Source organism: Alicyclobacillus dauci, assembly GCF_026651605.1.
Lineage (GTDB): Bacteria > Bacillota > Bacilli > Alicyclobacillales > Alicyclobacillaceae > Alicyclobacillus > Alicyclobacillus dauci.
On record NZ_CP104064.1, the window covers coordinates 1,763,227 to 1,783,364 of the forward strand.

25 protein-coding genes, 1 other RNA gene and 1 pseudogene are annotated in these 20,138 nt (G+C 46.8%); 11 read left to right on the plus strand and 16 right to left on the minus strand.

All coding sequences use genetic code 11. The annotated features are described in order from the left end of the window. The first annotated feature begins 56 nt into the window (after positions 1 to 56). An RNA gene (rnpB, locus tag NZD86_RS08785) (RNase P RNA component class A) lies at positions 57 to 480 on the plus strand. 823 nt (positions 481 to 1,303) lie between these two features. Here rnpB and NZD86_RS08790 read toward each other — a convergent pair. Continuing rightward, positions 1,304 to 1,507 carry a hypothetical protein gene (locus NZD86_RS08790; RefSeq protein WP_268046137.1) on the minus strand — a complete coding sequence of 68 codons (204 nt, stop codon included), beginning with the start codon at positions 1,505 to 1,507 and terminating at the stop codon, positions 1,304 to 1,306. A gap of 1,049 nt (positions 1,508 to 2,556) precedes the next feature. Between NZD86_RS08790 and NZD86_RS08795 the strand changes: the two genes are divergently transcribed. Then, positions 2,557 to 2,898, plus strand: coding sequence for a hypothetical protein (locus NZD86_RS08795; protein WP_268046138.1), 342 nt, complete (start codon positions 2,557 to 2,559; stop codon positions 2,896 to 2,898). 335 nt (positions 2,899 to 3,233) lie between these two features. Here NZD86_RS08795 and istB read toward each other — a convergent pair whose 3' ends face one another. Continuing rightward, positions 3,234 to 4,013 carry an IS21-like element helper ATPase IstB gene (gene istB / locus NZD86_RS08800; RefSeq protein ID WP_326492647.1) on the minus strand — a complete coding sequence of 260 codons (780 nt, stop codon included), beginning with the start codon at positions 4,011 to 4,013 and terminating at the stop codon, positions 3,234 to 3,236. Continuing rightward, a complete protein-coding gene (istA, locus tag NZD86_RS08805; RefSeq protein WP_268046139.1) occupies positions 4,013 to 5,065 on the minus strand; it encodes an IS21 family transposase in 1,053 nt (350 codons plus the stop codon). Before istA ends, istB begins: the two co-directional genes overlap by 1 nt. 17 nt (positions 5,066 to 5,082) lie before the next feature. On the opposite strand from istA, the gene NZD86_RS08810 reads away from it, so the two are divergent. Then, on the plus strand, positions 5,083 to 6,285 hold the full coding sequence (locus NZD86_RS08810; RefSeq protein WP_268046140.1) for a site-specific DNA-methyltransferase: 1,203 nt from the start codon (positions 5,083 to 5,085) through the stop codon (positions 6,283 to 6,285). 119 nt (positions 6,286 to 6,404) lie between these two features. Here NZD86_RS08810 and NZD86_RS08815 read toward each other — a convergent pair. From NZD86_RS08815 to NZD86_RS08840, 6 genes and pseudogenes are all read right to left on the minus strand, one after another. Then, positions 6,405 to 6,940, minus strand: a pseudogene (locus NZD86_RS08815) (ketopantoate reductase family protein). Next, complete coding sequence (locus NZD86_RS08820) at positions 6,862 to 7,308, minus strand: ketopantoate reductase family protein (protein WP_268046141.1); 447 nt, start codon at positions 7,306 to 7,308, stop codon at positions 6,862 to 6,864. Before NZD86_RS08820 ends, NZD86_RS08815 begins: the two are co-directional and overlap by 79 nt. A 311-nt stretch (positions 7,309 to 7,619) precedes the next feature. Then, a complete protein-coding gene (locus tag NZD86_RS08825; RefSeq protein WP_268046143.1) occupies positions 7,620 to 7,973 on the minus strand; it encodes a hypothetical protein in 354 nt (117 codons plus the stop codon). Positions 7,974 to 8,287: 314 nt separating this feature from the next. After that, positions 8,288 to 8,806, minus strand: a complete 519-nt coding sequence (locus NZD86_RS08830) for a GNAT family N-acetyltransferase (protein WP_268046144.1) — start codon at positions 8,804 to 8,806, stop codon at positions 8,288 to 8,290. Between the two features lie 441 nt (positions 8,807 to 9,247). Further along, on the minus strand, positions 9,248 to 9,883 hold the full coding sequence (locus NZD86_RS08835; RefSeq protein WP_268046145.1) for an FMN-dependent NADH-azoreductase: 636 nt from the start codon (positions 9,881 to 9,883) through the stop codon (positions 9,248 to 9,250). Positions 9,884 to 10,476: 593 nt separating this feature from the next. Continuing rightward, a complete protein-coding gene (locus NZD86_RS08840; protein ID WP_268046146.1) occupies positions 10,477 to 11,496 on the minus strand; it encodes a PAS domain-containing protein in 1,020 nt (339 codons plus the stop codon). Between the two features lie 345 nt (positions 11,497 to 11,841). Between NZD86_RS08840 and NZD86_RS08845 the strand changes: the two genes are divergently transcribed. Together NZD86_RS08845 and NZD86_RS08850 are read left to right on the plus strand one after the other, a co-directional pair. Beyond that, positions 11,842 to 11,964, plus strand: a complete 123-nt coding sequence (locus tag NZD86_RS08845; RefSeq protein ID WP_268046147.1) for a hypothetical protein — start codon at positions 11,842 to 11,844, stop codon at positions 11,962 to 11,964. 50 nt (positions 11,965 to 12,014) lie between these two features. Next, positions 12,015 to 12,344, plus strand: a complete 330-nt coding sequence (locus tag NZD86_RS08850; protein WP_268046149.1) for a hypothetical protein — start codon at positions 12,015 to 12,017, stop codon at positions 12,342 to 12,344. A 22-nt stretch (positions 12,345 to 12,366) separates the two neighbouring features. Here the strand turns inward: NZD86_RS08850 and NZD86_RS08855 are convergent, their stop codons facing one another. The 6 genes from NZD86_RS08855 to NZD86_RS08880 all read right to left on the minus strand — a co-directional run bounded on the left by NZD86_RS08855 (position 12,367) and on the right by NZD86_RS08880 (position 17,263). Continuing rightward, positions 12,367 to 13,818, minus strand: coding sequence for a recombinase family protein (locus NZD86_RS08855; RefSeq protein WP_268046150.1), 1,452 nt, complete (start codon positions 13,816 to 13,818; stop codon positions 12,367 to 12,369). A 22-nt stretch (positions 13,819 to 13,840) separates the two neighbouring features. Continuing rightward, a complete protein-coding gene (locus NZD86_RS08860) occupies positions 13,841 to 14,284 on the minus strand; it encodes a hypothetical protein (RefSeq protein WP_268046151.1) in 444 nt (147 codons plus the stop codon). 6 nt (positions 14,285 to 14,290) lie between these two features. Next, positions 14,291 to 14,926 (minus strand): ImmA/IrrE family metallo-endopeptidase, encoded by a 636-nt coding sequence (locus NZD86_RS08865; RefSeq protein WP_268046152.1) that lies wholly within the window; start codon positions 14,924 to 14,926, stop codon positions 14,291 to 14,293. Positions 14,927 to 15,773: 847 nt separating this feature from the next. After that, positions 15,774 to 16,253 (minus strand): DUF488 domain-containing protein, encoded by a 480-nt coding sequence (locus NZD86_RS08870; protein ID WP_268046153.1) that lies wholly within the window; start codon positions 16,251 to 16,253, stop codon positions 15,774 to 15,776. A gap of 83 nt (positions 16,254 to 16,336) precedes the next feature. Then, positions 16,337 to 16,777, minus strand: a complete 441-nt coding sequence (locus tag NZD86_RS08875; RefSeq protein WP_268046155.1) for a hypothetical protein — start codon at positions 16,775 to 16,777, stop codon at positions 16,337 to 16,339. 81 nt (positions 16,778 to 16,858) lie between these two features. After that, positions 16,859 to 17,263 (minus strand): helix-turn-helix domain-containing protein, encoded by a 405-nt coding sequence (locus NZD86_RS08880; RefSeq protein WP_268046156.1) that lies wholly within the window; start codon positions 17,261 to 17,263, stop codon positions 16,859 to 16,861. A gap of 152 nt (positions 17,264 to 17,415) precedes the next feature. On the opposite strand from NZD86_RS08880, the gene NZD86_RS08885 reads away from it, so the two are divergent. Further along, positions 17,416 to 17,670, plus strand: a complete 255-nt coding sequence (locus NZD86_RS08885; RefSeq protein ID WP_268046157.1) for a helix-turn-helix transcriptional regulator — start codon at positions 17,416 to 17,418, stop codon at positions 17,668 to 17,670. Positions 17,671 to 17,906: 236 nt separating this feature from the next. Beyond that, on the plus strand, positions 17,907 to 18,047 hold the full coding sequence (locus NZD86_RS08890) for a hypothetical protein (RefSeq protein WP_268046158.1): 141 nt from the start codon (positions 17,907 to 17,909) through the stop codon (positions 18,045 to 18,047). Here NZD86_RS08890 and NZD86_RS08895 read toward each other — a convergent pair. Beyond that, positions 18,031 to 18,156: a hypothetical protein gene (locus NZD86_RS08895; RefSeq protein WP_268046159.1), complete on the minus strand. Its 126-nt coding sequence runs from the start codon at positions 18,154 to 18,156 to the stop codon at positions 18,031 to 18,033. The genes NZD86_RS08890 and NZD86_RS08895 overlap by 17 nt on opposite strands. Before the next feature lie 75 nt (positions 18,157 to 18,231). Here NZD86_RS08895 and NZD86_RS08900 point away from each other — a divergent pair, with 75 nt between their 5' ends. From NZD86_RS08900 to NZD86_RS08915, 4 genes are all read left to right on the plus strand, one after another. Next, complete coding sequence (locus NZD86_RS08900) at positions 18,232 to 18,453, plus strand: hypothetical protein (protein WP_268046160.1); 222 nt, start codon at positions 18,232 to 18,234, stop codon at positions 18,451 to 18,453. Positions 18,454 to 18,588: 135 nt separating this feature from the next. Beyond that, positions 18,589 to 19,101, plus strand: a complete 513-nt coding sequence (locus tag NZD86_RS08905) for a hypothetical protein (protein WP_268046161.1) — start codon at positions 18,589 to 18,591, stop codon at positions 19,099 to 19,101. Between the two features lie 389 nt (positions 19,102 to 19,490). Continuing rightward, entirely contained in the window at positions 19,491 to 19,757 is a 267-nt protein-coding gene (locus tag NZD86_RS08910) for a LysM peptidoglycan-binding domain-containing protein (RefSeq protein WP_268046163.1), read from the plus strand. Positions 19,758 to 19,761: 4 nt separating this feature from the next. Beyond that, on the plus strand, positions 19,762 to 20,061 hold the full coding sequence (locus tag NZD86_RS08915) for a VVA0879 family protein (protein ID WP_268046164.1): 300 nt from the start codon (positions 19,762 to 19,764) through the stop codon (positions 20,059 to 20,061). Positions 20,062 to 20,138 lie beyond the last annotated feature (77 nt).

Below are 20,138 nucleotides of genomic sequence, written 5' to 3' on the forward strand. Positions count from 1 at the left end.
CCGGGGCATTGTCATGAGCGTAAACGTGGATTATAATAAGCAATGCTGTTCAAGAAGAAGTAAGCTGGGCAATCGCCGGTGCAGTGCCGAAAGGCCGCACGGGAGGAAAGTCCGAGCTCCATAGGGCAGGGTGCCGGATAACGTCCGGCGAGAGCGATCTTAGGGATAGTGCCACAGAAATGTAGACCGCCGATGGTCCATGCTATGGACACAGGCAAGGATGCAACGGTGCGGTAAGAGCGCACCAGCAGCCTGGAGACAGGCTGGCTAGGTAAACCCCACTCGGAGCAAGACCGGATAGGAGTGCATATGTGGCTGCCCGTCACGCACTCGGGTTGGTCGCTTGAGTCGGCTGGCAACAGTCGACCTAGATAGATGATTGCTACTCCAGAAGTGCGAGGTATACAAGGGCATTGCGTGTCCATCGATACCGCTTGGAGCACAGGAGCACAGAACTCGGCTTACAGGCTTGCTTCTTCGGCAGGTACATACCTTTGTTTGAACCGCGTTTTCGTTGGGCGCAGAACCCAGCGGGGGCGCGGTTTTTCAATAGTCACAGAGTGCATACCCTATAGGGGTATAGAAATGCCGTTTACTGCATGCCTATTCTCGAAAATCTCAACCGCCTAAAACCTGTAAATTCTATAAGTAAACAATGCATGCCTTTTGCTTGCTACTACAAGCTTTTTCAGGCGCTAAGTCACCAAGCAAGTACATAAATCCGATTACATACCTCCTTTGGTTATATTTCCTCAGCTTATAACACTCCCTTACTGCCCATTATATCGGAATGCAAAGCCCAATTTGTAACTGACTTGACTGACGCATAAGGAATCGGTTCAACGGACACATTAACTACATAGGAGCGTGATGTGCCAACTTATCGAAAACATTTTCCATAAGTGGTGTTGTCAACGTGCCTTGGCGAAGAGACGACCTTAAATCGTCTCTTCGTGCCTATATCTTGTTCTATGCTTGCCCTCAACGTCTCTCTAAACGCCTACACAGGCTCTGCTACAGCCAATCCGCATTAACTCAAAGCCAATGCCCTCATAAACAAAGAATCCCGGTATCAACATTAAATAAAAACAGCCAGCCCGTTTACGGCGAGTGTCAGTAGTTGTCCTTGTTATATTTTAGTGGTGACAATTTAAATGAGCATTGTTTTCAGGAATTTTTTAGCGAAGTCCAGGTCGGAACTCGCGAGTTACATTCTTCTACGTTCCATCTTCCTAGGCACGTTACAGAAAATCCTGGATACTAAAGCAATCTGGTCACAACGGTGGCCTTGAGTGGGTGAAGGTTAATCTAACAGTTCGATGGTCACACGCACACGCTGGCCGTCCAAGTTAGATAATGAACTTTGGAGACTACGGCCTTGTTTGTTCCATATGTCGGGGCTAAGCATACACATTCCATCTTCAGTCGTCACCCAATACTGGGATACTTCACCTTCGATAACCAATGGAATGGAAGAAAGTTTGTGTTGATCTTTAATTTCAGGCATTACAATTTCCCCCGTTCGTACTGTTGGACTGATAATACATATGCCGTTAATGACTGTACTATAACATATATAATGCGTAATAATAAGAGTTATTCGATCTTTTATCATGTGTTACTAAGTCTAATGATGCATTTTATAAGAAAGTAATCCTGAAATTGATGTAGCTTTATTCCGAAACAGTGGCGTTTTTGTCCTATAGTAGCTCATCGATTTGAAGGCTCAACGAAGTTCATTTGTGCGGGTGGAAGTTGCTAAGGACGATAAAAAAATATTCGCCATCCGAGATAGTTATTGTTGCGCTGTTTCAGGTACTTGGGGAATAACATACCGTCCAGAAGCACCGTAAAAGAGGTTACGGGTCGTCGTCCACCAAGACGCTTGAGCAGTGGTCTATCCATTACGTAGATGCTTTCCAATGCGCAATAAAAGTTTTGAATTTTATTAATTTTTAACGGTAGGTGGTTAAACCATAGGATCACCACAGCAAGACCTTTGCTACCCAGGGCATTATTAAATAAACGCTGATGACATGTCAGCGAATGTGTTGGTAGGCAGTAATTTTGTAGTTATGGGAGAACGTTCTCGGTTTATTACCCGCCCCGATCACAAGTGACGAGTTCACATATTACTACTTCCCTGGCTAAGTATTTGTTGCTACGAACGAGTGCATTACCGAGTCGATTCGAGGTGAAATAAAATCCAAATTCCATCGAAAATACGACATTCATAATCGTGAGTAAAATTAGGGTTATACTGGATGATTCATACAGCGTTAATCCATGAAGTTAATCGACTCGTTAGAGTGTTCAGTTGTAACGCATAAATGGCTTCAAGCGTCTGTGTTGGCAAGGGGTGATCACATGCGCAAGTCAAATGTCTCGATATGTGTGCTATGTCTGCTCTTCCCTATAGCCGTGGGGTGTGGTCACGGTCAACAAACTAATCCTCCTGTAACTCAAACGACAAACAGCGTGCAAGCCCAGAAGCCACTATATGAGCGTACTAAACCCAATTCACTTCCTACAGTGGATAGTCTCAATCCCACGTCAGTGGAGATCATAAGAAATGAACACGGAAAACTTGAGGCACTCGATTTGAACATAAGCAACAAACCTACGGTCAGGCAATTGTACTCCGATTTACGCTCACTGCGGTTGTTTCCTTCGGGAACCATGCATTGTCCTAACGATACTGGTGTAGAGTACACATTGATTTTCAAGAGTGGCAAGAAAGTGGTTCTGGTTGCTCACGCTGATCCAACTGGTTGTCAGGCAATTAAACTGTCCAATGGTCAAACACTTTGGGGGGTTGAGCAGGTAGGGAAACCGTTCTGGACTCTGCTGGCCAAGTTAATTGGATACCCTGATGATAGCTATCTTGGTGGAGTATAGCTTTCGGAGTGGCAAGTTATGTTATGCGTTGAAATGTAACAACAGCCAACCCATATAAGTCGTAGGAGCAAGCTTTGAAAACGGGTCGCAAGTATGTAGTCCCAATTAGGTTTGAATTAAGGCGAATTTACTGAGTCATATGCCATACACAGGACAATCATCTAAACGTAAATTAGGTACAAAGTGGAAAGATAAGGCTAGTGATACGACGGTCATACGACCAATATCCGAAGGAGCGGATATTTCATGGAAGGGTACGTAATTGTCAACAACGGTTTAAAACTCCTCAAAATAATCGGCCGAAAATTCCCCAGTTTCATCGGTTAACCTCAGCTTCATAGCGTCATCGGTTTACCGTCTTCATCCAATCTTAGGAATCCTGCCTTCTTCTTTTCCTGAATCCTGTAACTCTCTCCACGGATATTTACCGTAGTGGAGTGGTGTAAGATGCGATCCAGAATTGCTGTTGCAAGCACGTTATCTCCAAAGATATCTCCCCACTCGGAATAGGACTTGTTTGAAGTGAGGATCATCGCACCCTTTTCGTATCGTTCCGCTACGAGTTGAAAGAACAAATGCGCCGCGGCGTTATTCATCTTTCGGTATCCAATCTCGTCTACAATCAACAGCGCTGGCTTAGTATATTGCCGCAGCTTGCGGCGAATGGTTCCCTTCTCATGTGCCTCCTCCAGTGACTCAACTAACTCATTTGCTGTGGTGAAGTAGACCGAATACCGTTGGCGAATGGCCTCGAGCCCCAAGGCTACTGCTAGATGTGTTTTACCAACTCCCGGTGGTCCTAAGAAAATTACATTCTCTTGGTGGCCCAGGAAGTGCATCGTTGCTAGGTCGCGCATTCTTCGCTCGTCAACGGAGGGTTGAAATGTGAAGTCAAACTCCTCAAGCGTCTTCTGAAACGGAAGCCTGGCGAAGCGAGTCCGCGTGAGTATAATACGCTCGTATTTGGCACGCAGTTCTTCCTGCAGGAGATTGTCCAAGAATTCAAGGTAAGATATATTTTCTTTGGAAGCCTGCTCAGCGTGCTGGTAAAGGACCTCGGGTACCCGGGACCATCCTAATTCCTCGCATGCGTGCTGAATTCGTTGTTCCAGCATCAGCGTACGACCTCCTCTTTCAGTAGACGGTCATACACAGAGAGTGGGCGACGCATCACTTCGGGTGCTGGATTTTCAATGAGGCGTGGGATAGGTTGGGGAACCTTTTGTTTGCCTCCAGTGAGAATCCCCTCGAAGTGTTTTTTGTTTCTCGAAATCACGTGTCTACCTGGACACTTCGTGTGTTCGGCGACTAGCTTTCCAGCATGGAAGAACCGGATTACACCATTACGCTCATCCTGTATTTCAACCATGTAACCTACCAATTGATACGGCACAGAGTAGCGGTTTGTCTCGTATGTAACCAGTGCGTCAGAAGGTACTTTCCGTAGATGACGTTCCGCACTTTCAAACGGTACCGTATTCATTGGCAGAAGCTGCTCTTCTGGGAATCGGTCTATCGGTCGTTGGTGAGTGGTACCATGAACGCGGACATTTGCCACAGTATCTAACCAGTGCCTTGCTTGCCTGTTCAAATCATCAAGCCCAGTGAACGTTCGGACCCTTGGCCAGAAATTCCTCCGCACGTACTTGACCCCATTTTCCACTTTTCCCTTCGTACGGGCGCGGTAGGGTTTGCAGCGTCTGAGCTTAAAACCATGGTGTGTGGCAAAGGCGGCAAACCGTTCATTCCAAATCGGTTTACCTCGGTCGTCTTGACTGGCCACAACGGTCTTCATGTTGTCGTATAGACAAGTCGCCGTTACCCCGTTGAAATATGCTGCGGCCCTCACATGGCAGCCCATGAGCGTTTCTAGCTTCTCATTCTCCGTAAATTCCAAGTACATCATGCGAGAGTAGCCCAATACCATCACATACGCATAAATCCTCTTCTTGTGACCATGCCAGTTCACTGTGAAGCTACCCCAGTCTATTTGAGCTTGTTCGCCAGGTAGCGTCTCGAATCGTGTGGTAGCTTTCTCTTCAGCGGCTTGTCGGTGAGGCTTCATAAACACACGTAGTTGCGTCATTCCACCGTCATAACCCATCTCCGAAATCTCATCAAAGATAACCGTCGCGTTCACGCAACCCTCACTCATGCGCCGTAGCACGTGTAGACCTCATATACTTGGATCCGCCATTTAACAGTAATCGGAATTACAACCAGATATTCAGTGACAAAGGTAGACAATCACAAGCACAAATTATGGTGTTTGAGGATACGTGGAACTGGAATTCGGATGTCGAAAGGTCTTTTGTGGAGGCGGTTAAATACTCAAAAAACGACAAAGTGTCGAGCTTCTTAATAGCAATGCGAGAGATTCTTGGTGGGACTACCGTGATGGCTTATTTGACTATGATGGCTCCAAGGCTTTTGGAGCTTCATCGCGTTTTAAAGCCAACCGGTAGTATTTATCTTCATTGCGATACAAACTCCAGTCACTATCTAAAACTATTAATGGATGCTATATTTGGCATTAGAAACTTCCGAAATGAAATTATATGGAAAAGGACCAGTGCTCATAATGACCCTAAACGATTTGGTTCTAATGTAGACAGAATATTGTTTTATACAAAAGGTCAAAAATGGATATGGAATCAACTTTATCAACCTTATGACCCGAAATATCTAAAAAGGTTTAGGCATCGCGACAGTAATGGACGATTATGGACCGATGGCAACTTAACAGCTAAAGGACTATCTGGTGGAGGATACGATTATGAATACCGGGGTATCCATTCTTTATGGCGTGTTCCATTGGCTACAATGAAGAACCTGGACGCAGAAGATCGGCTCCATTTTACGAAAAACGGGGGTATACGAGTTAAACAGTACTTGGATGAGTCTAAAGGGGTTCCATTACAATGTGTATGGGATGACATTCCTCCTGTAAATTCCCAGTCGAAAGAACGCATTGGATATCCAACACAGAAACCTGTCGCTCTGTTAGAGCGACTAATTTTGGCTAGTTCTAATGAAAATGACGTTATTTTGGATCCGTTTTGTGGATGTGGCACTTCTATTGCTGCTGCTGAAAGACTCAAAAGACACTGGATAGGCATTGATGTTACACATATCGCTATAACAACAATTAAGGAACGCCTACATCGTACGTCGGATCGGTCCCTTGTTGCATGCCACATGTGCATGGGGTTGAACCGTATTCGTGTAATAGGAGTGGAGCGTGATCGAAGGATTTTGGATTATGAATTCTTACATCCACCAACGATTTGCCTTTCACAGCATGGTGTGATGTGGGGGACTACCAAGGGTCCTGGATTAAAGAAAATAAAGGCAGTTTCCGTGCTGACTCCCATATTGTTTGGGTAAATCTGATCACAATAAAATGGGCCCCCTTCTCCTTGTTAGGATTAGTGAGGCTCACTTCGTGCTTCATTGCTACCGAATTTTGGCGATGGTGGAACATAAGACCGAAAATAGGCGGGATCTTAGCGAGATCCTTCTTTGTAAGGATGTAACAAGGCGTAAACGGAGCGTACACAAGGAGTTGGGACAGCGTACGGTTTCGCCATATCAAGGACTGCGCCGTGCAAGCTGTCGATTTCGAGTGGTAATCCTTTTTCTAAGTCACGATGAAGCGAAGAGGTCATCGTGGGCGAGACACTGTTGAACTTGCTTATGACTTGTTCGAAAGCATCTGGAGGTAACTTCACTCGGCGACAGAAAAAATTTCATGAACCAAGTCCTGGAGAAAATCTTGTGATACAGCATCGTTGAGGATTTCGCCGATCGGCTTTCTAGTGGCGGCGGTAATCCCACTGAACGATGCAAGGAAGATGAACTTTTGCCATAGGTCAACCATGATCGATTGGCTCAGCCGCACATTTACTCCACTGTCCTTGAAGGCAGCTTCGAGTTCTTGCAACGACGGTTGATTAGAAGAGATCAGAGAGCCGAAGATGATATCGTGCATTGGACTTGTATGGATAATTTTTCCGTTTGAATCAAGTGTCGCCTGTAACATAGTCCCCCTAAAACGGACTCCTCTCCAAACTCTGAAACCAGCATCTCCATATGTTGCACGCCGTTCATAAGAGGCAGGACCTTGGCACCCCTTTGAACCGGATCTCGAATTTCTGGCAACGCACTTTGTAAATGGTAGTTTTTAATGGCCAAAATCACGATGTCAGGATTTTCGATCTCATCGGTGGATAAGGCCAACTCTGGAGCGACAGTAAAATCTCCGTGGATGCTCTCTATGTGCAATCCTATATTTTTCAGTTGTTGAAAACGACGTTCCCGAACAAGGGAGGTAACGGTGCTACCTGCCAATGCCAGTCTTCCTCCGAAGTACCCACCAACTGCTCCAGCACCCAAAACAACAATATTCATCGTTGTCCCTCCATACACTTCTGTGGCGTTTGGTAACTCATTTGTCGAACGACGGTTACATCCTTTTGATTCATGGCGGTAAACTCTAGCGAATACTAAATTGATTGGAGCGCATTCATCCGTACAAAACTCGCTCAGATACGAGTTCGAGGCGATGCTGCCTCTCAAACAACATATTATCAGAAAAACCATAATCATCTGTATGGGTTGCGGGTCGTTGGGATGGTAGTCCTCCTCCAGTGCTGTAATTCATACTTCGCTGATAGACGAAGGAAATGGATCGGGGCAATTCTCGGGATTTATCGGTGTCTTTACACCGCAATTGCTGCCATCACTTCAGGTACACCGTGCCCCTTGGCCTCTGGGGCAAAGACTTTTGCGATAACACTAACAAGGATGAGTCCTATCATAGGCGACAATAAAACATCTGCTCTTCCCAGACTAGAGAAGTCACTTCCAAGGCCAAAGAACAGGCTGGTAAACAAGTCTATCAACTTGCGAAACCCGACAGCTCCATACCCACCAACTATGCCAATGAGGACGGAATATAGCAGCAGGACCAACGGCTCCGGCAGAACCTTTTTCAATCGAATATGGAGTCCAAGTTTTCGGGAATACCATCTTTTAAGATCCGTGTGATGTTGCATTGCATCGTAAGGTTTCAAAAGCTCACCCCTCCGTCCCTTAATATGTTTATTCGGGGACAGCGGATATCTGCTCATTTGAAATCCTCTCCGCACAAATACCTATGTCTTGTTTTAGGAATCCGTTTCGAGGGTCGAATCTGCAGAAGTTACGTCTGCAGCTTGCTTATGTATATTAAAAGGGGAAGTTGATGGGTTTAATTACCGAAAGAAACTTGTGGCACATGCGGGTGTAATCCAGGTGTGTTCGCGTCCAGGGCTAGTATGGCTTAGGCAAGGCGGCGACGTGCCACACCCTGTAGCAGGGGCCTTTAAGCCCCTGCCCAAAAACCGCTCTACAGTTGCCCTATTATCCTCGGCAACTCCCAACGCACCATGTCGGCTGATGAGTTCACTTGTCGCATGCCAACCTTTTGCAACACTCGGGCAGAGGCCCAATTATCCGGGAGACATTCGGCCGTAATTACCCTTACTGATGGCTGCTCGAACGCCCACGCGATGAGAGCTTTCGCCATCTCCGTGGCATAGCCTTGACTCTGATAGGCGGGAATAATGTCGTATCCAATTTCTACAATTCCCTCGCGATCGGGCGGCGCCTTGAAACCCATTGAACCAATGATGATGTTGTCACCCACATGAATAATGATGCCGCTCCATACACCGCGGCTGGGATCCTCTCGTAACTCCATCAATTTACTGGGTAGAACAACATGACGCACCGGTTTATTTGGAAAGTCGTCCGGTACAGTAACGCCGAGCGATCGGCTAAGTTTCGACTGATCATTCATGGCGGCATCGGCTAATTCAATTGTCCATGATTCCATGCGCAGTCGCTTTGTTGTCAATTGAGCCACTTTATACTTCCCCCTAAGCGGAGTCACGGAGGCTATTGTCATCCGCGCCGTGATCGTATATTCGTTGAGCGACGTGTTGGTAAATGACACAACAATGCAATCATAGGCGTTCTCCTTTTTGAGCAATCTTCCGTAATTGTATCACGGAAAATTAAGTTATCGGGTGATGCAGTGTGGTTGATGATCGGTGGCAATGTAAATCACTTCATCGAGCGAGTCAGGTTGTACTAAACGGAAGACAATCGGCACTATTCTGGCAGGAATATTGATATGTCGTTCTTGTCTGATGATCGGCTTCGTTGTAAATTAGACATTCTGATATACGAGTTAAATGCGCACCGTCAAACGGATGGGGATAAAGGTATCTCAGCTGTTAGCACGTAAGCTTGATTAGCAACTAAAAAGGGAACCGCCATATATGGGCGGCTCCCTGAGGTTCACTTAAAATGTCTTGGCTAGTTCACGGGCACGCGCAATGCCGTCTTCTTTAATCTGTTGAGCTCGGTCTGGAAACTGATTGTGCCCCTCAATAAATAATCCCTCAAAGGAGGGAACACCGAAGAACTGCATAATCTTTGACAAATAGCGATGACCCATTTCCATGTCTGCCGCTGGTCCTTCTGAATAGATACCACCGCGTGCTTGAATGTGAAGTGCCTTTTTGTTCGTCAAAAGGCCAACAGATCCCTGTTCGGTGTATTTAAAGGTCTTTCCTACAACGCAAAGTGAGTCAATGTAGGCCTTCATAATCGGTGGGAAGGAAAAGTTCCACATGGGAGTTACAAACACATATTTGTCGGCTGCGACAAATTGATCAGCTAACGCGGCAAGACGTCCGACTTTTGCTTTTTCGTTTTCCGTTAATTCTTCAAATGAGGTACCGGATCGCAGTTTTCCCCAACCGCTAAACACATCAGCGTCAATGTAAGGGATGTCCTGTTTATATAAGTCAAGATAGATTACTTCATCGTTCGGGTTATGTTCCCGGTACTCTTCAATAAAGGCCTTTCCGGCTGCCATGCTGAAAGACTGGGTGTGGTCGTGTGGATGTGCAGTAATGTAAAGAACGGTTGCCATAACTTGATGTCTCCTCTCAGATGAATACTTCCTATTGTATAGCTATGAACGATACATAATAAAATAAACTTATGTTTTGAGTTTTGCGAGAAGGAACATTATTCGAATATCAGAAGATGATTGAACAATTGGACTCATGACGTGAATCAAGGATATGGCGGCAGTTCAGCGGGGGCTCGGTTCTCCTCAAGATGCGGCACATCCGGAACCTATGACATATAACCGATCAAACTGCATGTCGGATAGCTAGAGCACTACCTTGCATCTAACGCCTCTAACCGGCTCAACCGATGTATGGGGCTTAAGAAATTTTCGAGACGTAGATGATTAATCCCCATAAATTTGCTCATGCTAAGACTGGATTCTGTGAACCTCGACCTATGAACTTGGCAACCAACATCAGAGGTGTGTGACTGTGAATCGGGGAGGAAGATAGATGCGTACTGGCTTAATAGTGTTAGTTGGTGTAGTGATTGTTGGTATAGTGGTATATTTGTTTAGCATTTTGGTGAAAGAGGCGAAGTCTGACGACTGAAGGCGGATCGAATGTGACGGGCACCCAAGAGGATGCCCGCATTTGAGTGGAGTGATAGTTACGCAATTGGAATCCATTCGGACTGGCCTGTGTACAGATTAATGTGCCGCGTCCCGTTGTATTGAGGGCGACGATTCACTTCCTGGATTGTAATGACACAATCGTGAACATCCAAACTGACATTCACCCCACCTCGGGTCACTGCGGCCGATAATCCATCGACAATCTGGAATAGCCGGAACATGGGGAGCAGGTGTTGTGGAAAATCGTTTGGTAATTCACTTTCACCGTGATGATGGTATCGAATAATGGTTACGATATCGTCTTTCTGCTGGTAATAGTATTTAGCAATGTCCGCTCCGCGTGCTGCATGAAGCTTTCCGTTCTCGAAGACAATTTTCGGGTCTACTTTATCGCCCGTCTGTAGTACCGGTTGTGATTTCCCTAGATCATGAAAAATAAACGCTTGTACCAGTGAGTCCTTGTCAATTCCGATTAATCGGGTAACACCTTTGGCCACCAGGACGGAGAATATTTTCAGACAATTGACAACGTGACGATGTCCACCATCAGCAATCACACCTGTAATTGTAATGAACTTAGTGTCTGTGTCGTACAGATCTTGGTACTCTGGGATAGACTTTAAGCGGTATTCCACTTTGCTATTCGGTAAAGTCAATGCGAATGCCATATCCAATTCTTGTTCCATAGCAATTACGTGACTGATGTTTTGAGCCGTAATGAGTACTCCTCGACGGGTTGAGGCCGTAGACATAGGAACGATGTTGATCAGAAGCTCTCGTCCATCTATAGTTTGCCGACGGAGACCCTTCTGTGCCATTCTCGTTTTGAGGACTTCGTGAATGATAGTGTGATTTCGATCATCGTTGACTATCCAAATTTTTAATTCGTCGAAAACATGACGGCCGATGCAGCCTTCCGTGAGCCCAAGAGCTTCCTTCGCGGCCCTATTGAAATACATAACGTTACATTCTGAATCAACAAGGATGAGCAGTTCCTCCATTGAATCCGCAACAGAGTCAAACAGTAAGTTCCGCTGTTCCAATAGACTTTCCAAATTTGCATCCCTCCTCCGAGTAAACGAAGATAGGCAGTCGAGCCTGTGAAGCATGGCTAAACGCGACGATTATAGGCATCGGTGCTCAATCTGCTTGACTCTGCTCTATTTCAGCGCGTTTTCCTCTTGATATAATATTCTGTATAATCCGTCGACATAATAGCACAAATTTCGGCAATGGGATAGCGTTAGATAGGCTCGTGCTGTATGGAAACTATCGTGACAGGTAACCGCCGTCACGCGTTGAATTTGCGATCCGGCGTGATCGAACTGGGTTGATATCCTCTTCAGGTTGTCTTGTCAGGACATATTCTGCAGCATGTCTTGAGCGAGGGGGGGGAGAGTATGTACGATGGAGCATTGGGTGGATATACGCGTTGGGCTATCGTATTTCTCATCATCTTCGTGCTCTTTATTCTCTTAGTTCCGTATGCCACGACGACTTGTTGCACAACCGGTTCTTACTGATTCGTACACATGTCTCAACATGGGTGATTACATTGAAGGGAGGTATGGCCATGTGCACGAGAACGGAGTGTGTCAACAAGATGGGGCAATGGGTACAGTTTCGAACCAAATGGGGAACGCATCGTGGCATTGTTTCTGGCGTAAATGACCGTGCAGTCTTGGTTCGTGTCCCGCGCCGTTATGCGCCAGTCGGTCTTGCTGGAGCTTGCCAGTCTGTGGATCAAAGCGACGAAGAGAAACTCGATATTTCACTGGCTAGATGGGGGTATGGCGGGTACGGCCCCCGTTACTATGGCGCTTACGGTGGTCGTGGCCGGGGATATCCCGGTTATGGCGGCTGGTACGGCGGCTGGTGGTGGTGGTGGCTTGCATTCGCTTGACGCCCCATGACACGCACGAGAACTACATGTTGAACTCTATGTCAACGCGAAATGGTGCAGGCCGGTTGCGAATTACTTTGCCGTTGATGTGAACGTCGATCCGCTTAACAATAATCCGAATGAGTTCCTTGCGCTCATACGGCTCCGCTGCGTCCCACGCCGAGCGAAAGGATTTGAGCACGTCGCGAACAAACGCCTGGTCCATCGGTTGTGCGTCCTCAAGGTCACTTAATTGGAGTCGAAACATCTCTTCTTGTTCGTTCAACGTATCCAAACGTTCACGAAGTTCCGCTGAAGTGATATTGCCTTCTTCGAATGCATCCATCCATCGACTCCGACGCTTATTTACTTTCTCAATTTCCGCGTTTAGTCGGTCCGCGGCCTTTGAATTATCGGTCACCGACTCCGTAATATCATTAAGGCTCTCATAGAACTTTTCAATCTCCACAAGAACAGCGTCCTCGAGCATTGTTTGTTGTATCATTGGCATGTCACAGAGGTTGGAGTGTTGACGTTCGTTGCAAATGTAATGTCGGCCAACAACTCGCTTACCGTGTGACATCTTTTGATTCGTGCGCCCAGACATCGCGGTTCCGCACTTTCCACAACGCAAAAGTCCCGACAACGGATAAGTACCGGTTGACGAGTTTGACGGCATCATAGTGCGACGTTTTCTCATCTGATCGGCACGCTCCCATGTCTCTTGCGTGATAATTGCCTCGTGCTCTCCGTTGGCAATAATTGCGTCGGGCTGCTTTCGTCCTTCGATAGTGCGATACCCATATCGGACATATCCAGCATATAAAGGGTTACGCAAAAGATATTTTAATCCCCATTGGCTCCAACGCCGATTTGGTGCGAGTTGGGGATGTTCTGGATCGTTAAGCCAGGTGAGGATAGCTTTAGTGCCTTCCCCTCTGACGTAACGATTGTATATCTCACGCACAACGATAGCCTGTGCGTCATTGATGACCAGTTTTCCGTCTTTGTGGTCATAACCGAACGGTATGTTACCACCGGACCACTTGCCCTCGTGCGTCATCTGCTCCTGGCCGAAACGGACCCGTTCTGCAATTGTTTCTCGTTCCCATTGAGCGAGGGAAGCAACGAGATGAAGAAACAAACGCCCGGTCGCGGATGTAGTGTCGTACACTTCAGTCGCGCTTTTAAAACCGACTTTGTATTCTCCGAAAATACGTAGGAGTTCATCTAGATCGCGAACACTACGCGTAAGCCGGTCGAGCTTGTACACCACGACTACATCATATTTGCTACGCTTAATATCGTCTACGAGTCGATTCAAGGATGGTCTCTGCATATCTTTAGCTGATATGCCTTCATCAGTGTAAACGCCCGCTACCGTCCATCCCTGTGAGTCACAGTAGGAACGAAGACGCGATAATTGTGCATCTAGAGAGAAACCGTCCGCAACCTGCATTTCTGAACTAACGCGTGTGTATATCGCAGCGCGCATCAGAGCACTCCTTCGCTACATTTTAGCACCCCCAGTCGAACGCTTCTTCTTCCAATTCCATGAATTTAACAAAGTCCGACTTGATGATGCCGTCGAGTACGCCTAGAACGATGAAGTCGTTTCGATGACGTTGTTCCCTAACAGCATCTCGCGCAGTTCGTAAAACAGGTTCGCGCATTTGTATTCCCTCGAGGATTCGAATCGTCACGTTATTGCCGAACGCAACACAAACAACCTGGAGTTCGTCATTCGGCCAGCCCTGCTCACGAAATATTGCATAGTCTCCAGACAGGAGTCCAGCCGTGTCCAATCCGTCGTCAATAATTTCGACGGCAAACCGCTTGTACGGAGCAAACGATTTTACGGCTAGTTGCGGGGGATTGCTGATGGATTCCGCAAATGTCATCGAAAGGCTTGGGACCGCGCCGAACACCGGAACAGGATATAACTGGTCTATAGGTATCATCTCCCCTCAGATGTCAGCACGGCGACGTTGTCCTACGATGACGTGGTCTTTAACCAGATACTCGATAACTGGATTAGTGGGGTGACGATACGTGTAATCGTATCTAGCATGCTCGGCTTCGATTGCTTCTTGCATTAGGCCTTGTGCCTGTAGGTCGCGGAACCGTTGCTCGAGAATTTTCAGACGAACATCCATAAATGGATCTGGAACGTCAAATGCTTCAGCTAATTGACGAACCAGTTGGGTACGGGATGAAGCATTTGTAATGGTGTTGACGATCATGCACGTGGGGGCGAGAGCATACATGGCGAACCTGTCTGCTTGCCACTCTTGTAAGGCTCGAAAGTCGTTATTCATGAACTCTTGGCGGCCAGCATGAAGCAGAACGTGCCCGAGCTCATGAGCGAATTCGACGCGTTGCTGCTGCCATGGGATGCGGTTATCAATGATGATGGAGTACATCGTTCCATCGACCTCATTGTGTGTGGTACCCATATCGGCATAATGCACCCAAATCCCTGCGTCCCAGGCAAACATCTCAAGGTCGATATCATACTGTGACTTCACTTTGTTTTTTCGATAGAAGTCCATGATTGCGGACTCGAGGTGGGTGGGAACGTAGCGCTCAAACATCTCTTGCATGATGTACACCTCGCATACAGAACGTATGTTCGTATTGTACACTGATCGTTGTTAACATGAACAGTCTGATATGACAATTAGTATTTACAAGAACAGACTTGTCTGGAAGCTCTCTGAATGAGGCGGCCAGTACACCCCGAGTATCATAAAATGGCCGTACTGTTTGTCAGTACCTACAATAAAGTGGGTATCGCGAGATTTGTCACACATTTGAAGTAACCATTTTTCACGGACCCGTTCTAATGCTCCACGTTCACCATGCTTTTTTCGAAGCGTACGGAATAACGCGAAAATTTCCCAGTCGATCACTATCATTCGGTGTCCATTACAGCATTTATCGTCACACATGAATTTGTAGTAAAAGTTGTATGGCATCGGTTCCAACTCCTTTGGGGGAGTCGTATCTAGGAGACCGGATTGTCTCAAAAACTCGTTGGGACGTAAACGAGACGATTCAGCGTGGGGGTTTTTCTCATAAATCATATCCTGTACGACCTTGGGCTTGAATATGCCAAGGGAGTGGTAGGTGTCGTCATATCTAGACTTGAGGAATTCCAAAGAAGGTGCGGCTGTCGGAAGTACTACAGAATTTCGTCTCTGCCAATTGTGCTTAGTGTCCAGCTTGTCGCCGATTTCCAAGGTGTCAATGTTGGGTACAAAACTGTCTGGTCGATGATCACTTCCGTTTCTCTGAATTGAAGCAGTTATCCAATAATATTTTCCATATTGTTGATCGTTTTCTAGATATCGGTATGGAACTGGATACAGACGTATCCATTCACCGTACTCAGTGATACCTGCCGTGCAGACCAGTTCTCGATATTTTTTGCTCGGGGTGGGGTATGTTTTAACCGTAATTAAGATTGATGTTTTGCGCCAAGCGTTTTCCGCAATCGACATTTACAATTTCAGCCCCTTTGGGCATCAAAGACGATAATCGCTGTGCAACACTATGTCGGTGGCAGCGACGATGATTTTGCTCGAAGCACAACAGACAAATACGTTCAGATTGTGCTAAGCCTACAATCTCCTCTAGCTCATCTTGTTGTTCGTCAAGGTATGCATCGAATTTCTCAAAGAATGTTATGTAATCCCCGTCACGGTGTAGTTGCTTCCTAATGTCCGAGGGGGAGCCGAGGGATCTGTAGTGAACGTATTTAATTCCTGCACACTCCAATGCATCGCGTAATTTTGTCTTTGAAAACCCTCGTTTTCGACTTACAGGTATTTCACGAATATCGACCACACAGGTGATCTGATGTTCAATTAAGATTTGGAACCATTCGTCGAAGTTACTGCCCTCATACCCAATGGTGTAAATTTTCACGTTTCGGTCACCCCTTCATCGTGCTGTGTTTTATCGTAATGTGGGGGGTACCAATTTGCAATGTCAGAGCAAATTGATCTACGTCATGTGTCCCGGTTAGTCTCTTGGTTCAACTTCACAACGTCGTCGATTATGGAAAGCAGAAAGGTCGCCTTTTCTATTTTTACTGATACCAATAAAGCGGGAATGTTGACTATAAAAATCACCAAAAGAAACGTAATGATGATTCCGTCGACCCACCACGGTGTATAGAGCAGGTTGAAGTGTGCGTATAAAAATGAGACCAATGACGTTAAAGCGGATGCCAAGAGTCCAGTTGCTAGCGCTACTTTAAAAGCGTTCATACTCGCAATCCATGAGTTCCACATGGCTATGGACGATTTGAGTTGAGCACTGTAAATTTTGCAGTTTCTCAATTCACAATGTGCGAACTGTTCGTAGTATTTGATGTAAGCATCGGGGCCGGTATAGATTCTCAGGGCCGCCCGATCTTTGATACGAAAGAACTTGTTGTTGTCTAACATCCACAGAGCTCGATTGCCCCTGCTTTTTGAGAAATCCCTATGGTTTCGCCGATGTTCAAATGATGTGTCTACCGTCAACTGTCACTCTCCCTGCTTCTGCCCGGGCTTACGCCCTTTCTCCATCTCATAAATCAACTTCAGCCCACGCATCATCTCACGTTTCGATTCTTCAGGTGATTTATCGAAGTCATAGAAGAACGTACCTGTAACGTGTTCCTTTACCCAATCAAGAAATTCTCGTTCTTCGGGTGATACGTGGTCATCTTCGGTTTTAGTTGATGGGTCGTCCCGTCCAAGAAGATAGTCAACGGATACGCCAAACACGTCCGCTATTTTTCGTAGCGTGTCCTGTCGTGGGATCCGGCCCTTAGTGTCCGATTCGTATCCGGCTATTGTTGATCGAGAAACACCGAGAGCTTCAGCCGCTTCATCTTGTGTCCACCGCTTTTCGCGTAATTCCTTAAATCTCTGAGCAAAAGATGCCAAATGTATCACCGCCGGAACAGTATGTCTTAATTCTACTTAACGATGTTCCTAAAAGAAACGTCGATAAAAGGAACAGAAACGTATTGACTTTGTTCCGTAAAGGAACTACGATGTGTGCATGGAATGTTCCTTAACGGAACGGAGGTGAGCGAATGGCAGTGAACATGCAACTAAGTCAACGTAGGCAGAAGTTAAGTTTAACTCATGACGAAGTTGCGAGTTTGGCGAACATCTCACGCGCTTACTACACAAATATCGAAGCAGGTCGGAAAACCCCATCTATGAGAGTTGCAAAACGTATCGCTGACGCACTTAAAACAGACGTTAACCAGATTTTTTTTGCGTCAAATGTTCCGAATCGGAACGAAGAAGACAGGGCCATAAATAGAACACACGTGGCATTGTAGTTTGACCAGAAAGTGATTCAGGGATGAAAGAAGTGCACAGGATTTATGGCCAATGCACTAGTGTTCGTTGAGAACAATCGACCATTAACTGACAGTCTTACGGTGGCTGGTGCGCTCGGTAAGAACCATGCGATGCTCGTTCACTGACCATCGAACGCAATCGAGTCGTTTCCTTCGCTGAAAACCGGTAAGTGGTCAACCAATCAACACATACGTTGCCAGTGGAGGCGATGACGATGAAAAACAAAATTGAGGTCGTCGTGAAGAACCAGCCTTCACAGGAAGTGATTGACCGATTCAATGAGTACATCCGTCAGATTGCTTACCGGGCGGCACAGAGGAAACAAGCCAAGGAGCCGGTCAGTGGGCATCAATGACCACGCGGATATCAACACTCTCGTAGCGGTCAAGTAACGATTCACTGAGGTCATGCAACACAGTTTCAAGAAGTTCCATTATCTCGTCAATGCACGTATTTGGTTGCACATACATCGCTCCTAAGTGAGGGGTGTGGGCAACCGTCCGGAAGATGGACAGGCCCGATGAAAGGTGGTGAATCAGATGCATGAAAAACTACTGGCATTGATGTTGCAGTGTCGGAGTGTGGCTAGGTCAAGGCCGACTGGAACTGACTCAGGGGCGCAGATGTTCAATTCAGGATGGAGACTCGGTCACATGTGCCTTGCAGCGGAATTAGAACAGATTCTGCTCGAGGAGGGAGCAATCCCGCCGCGACCGATGGAGAGACCGGACCAGGTGAAGATACCGTTGGCGGCGGGTTAATAGAAAAGAGTTTCAAACGGGGATGTAGGTCAGTGTCGACCGATATGTACTGTGGCGTTGCTTACATAACAAAGATTAACACGCAACGCAGTTGTACTTTGACAACTTCATACAACAGGTGAGGAGTAGAGAACCATGTCGATACAACAGGCTTTAAGAATCAGCCGGACAAGCCGTGGACTGAAGCAAAGTGATCTGGATGTTCCGGTGACTCAGCAAATGATTAGCGCCATTGAAAAAGGAACGCGCCAAATGGCTGCCGACCTTGCACCACACTTCAACCGCATAGTTGACCATCACGCAATGTACTTCGAAACGATGCGGGAAGCCACCGATGGCGTTGGTCCTTCATACCTTGATGGCCCCAACGTCGATCTCCATAGGTCAGCGGTTCGTGAAAAATGCCTCGAGGAGTTACAGGAAGCCGTGGACGCTATATCTCATTTCGCGACTAACAAACCTCCAGGAGCGGAAGGTGATACTCATCGTCGGAAACGTGAGGAACATCTGCTTCAAGTCATGGATGCGATCCAAGCTAGCTACATGTACATCGGTGTGCAATGCGAAGAGTACGGATTCTCTATGAGAGCTATCAATCAAAAGCATCGTAAGAAGTTGGAGTCCCTGCGGTACGTGAAAAGTCACTAAGGAAGTGAGTCAATGCCCTACGAGGTTCGAGTTCCAGGAGGAAGATGGTATCAACTGGAGGCTAGAAACAGCGCTGATGCTAAGAGGCAGTACTGCAAACTGTTCGGGCGTAAACCCTGTGACAAATGGACTGGAGTTTCACTGCTTGAGGCTAGAAAAGCAAAAGACTCTCGCGCCAACGAGAGCCATAGACAAAAACAACCTTAATTCGAGTGTATCACAAACGGAAATGGGGTGGCACAGATTTCTCGTGTTGAATCTCACGAAACATTAGGAATATGTCGCTGCGGATATCCGGTCACGGAGAAGGATGAAAGGACACAAGACATCGTTGATGGCCGATGGTTTCACACCAAATGTTTAGAAGAGGCCAAAAGGAGGAATGAACGTTGATCCTCGGAGGTTATGCGTCGCTCGCTGCTGTCGGCCTAGTGACTCTAGGTGGAATTTTCATTGGTTGCACAAAGGGAGATGTACCATCCGATGTGCATACGGAGACATACACAGTTCAAGCGGGGGATACGGTCTGGGGCATTCTCCAACGATATGACACCCGGGACAACATGAACATGGCTCGGGACTGGGTATACAGCCATAACAACATTCACGGAGATATTCAGCCTGGACAAGTCCTAACGATACCTGTGGGGAGGTAGCCAAATGGAGAAACAAACGTTAGAAGAATGGCGCAAAGAAGCGACTGAACGGTACGGAGAAAAGGGTCGAGACTGGAAGTTCAAATGTCCGAGATGCGGGAATGTCCAGTGCGGTCAGGATTTCATGGATCGTGGTATGTCAGCCGAAGAAGCAGCGAACCAGGCATACCAAGGCTGTATTGGTCGCAGTTTCAAGGACATTGGATGTGACTGGGCCGCGTATGGACTCTTTGGAACGATGGGAACCGGACGGATCGTAATCACCCCGGAGGGTGAAGAAGTTGAGGTATTCGACTTTGCGTGAGTCTTGCGCGCGCATCCCACGTTAGGAATGTATGCCTCAAATACAGGCGATATGCCGGTATTCACTGAGGGAGGTGG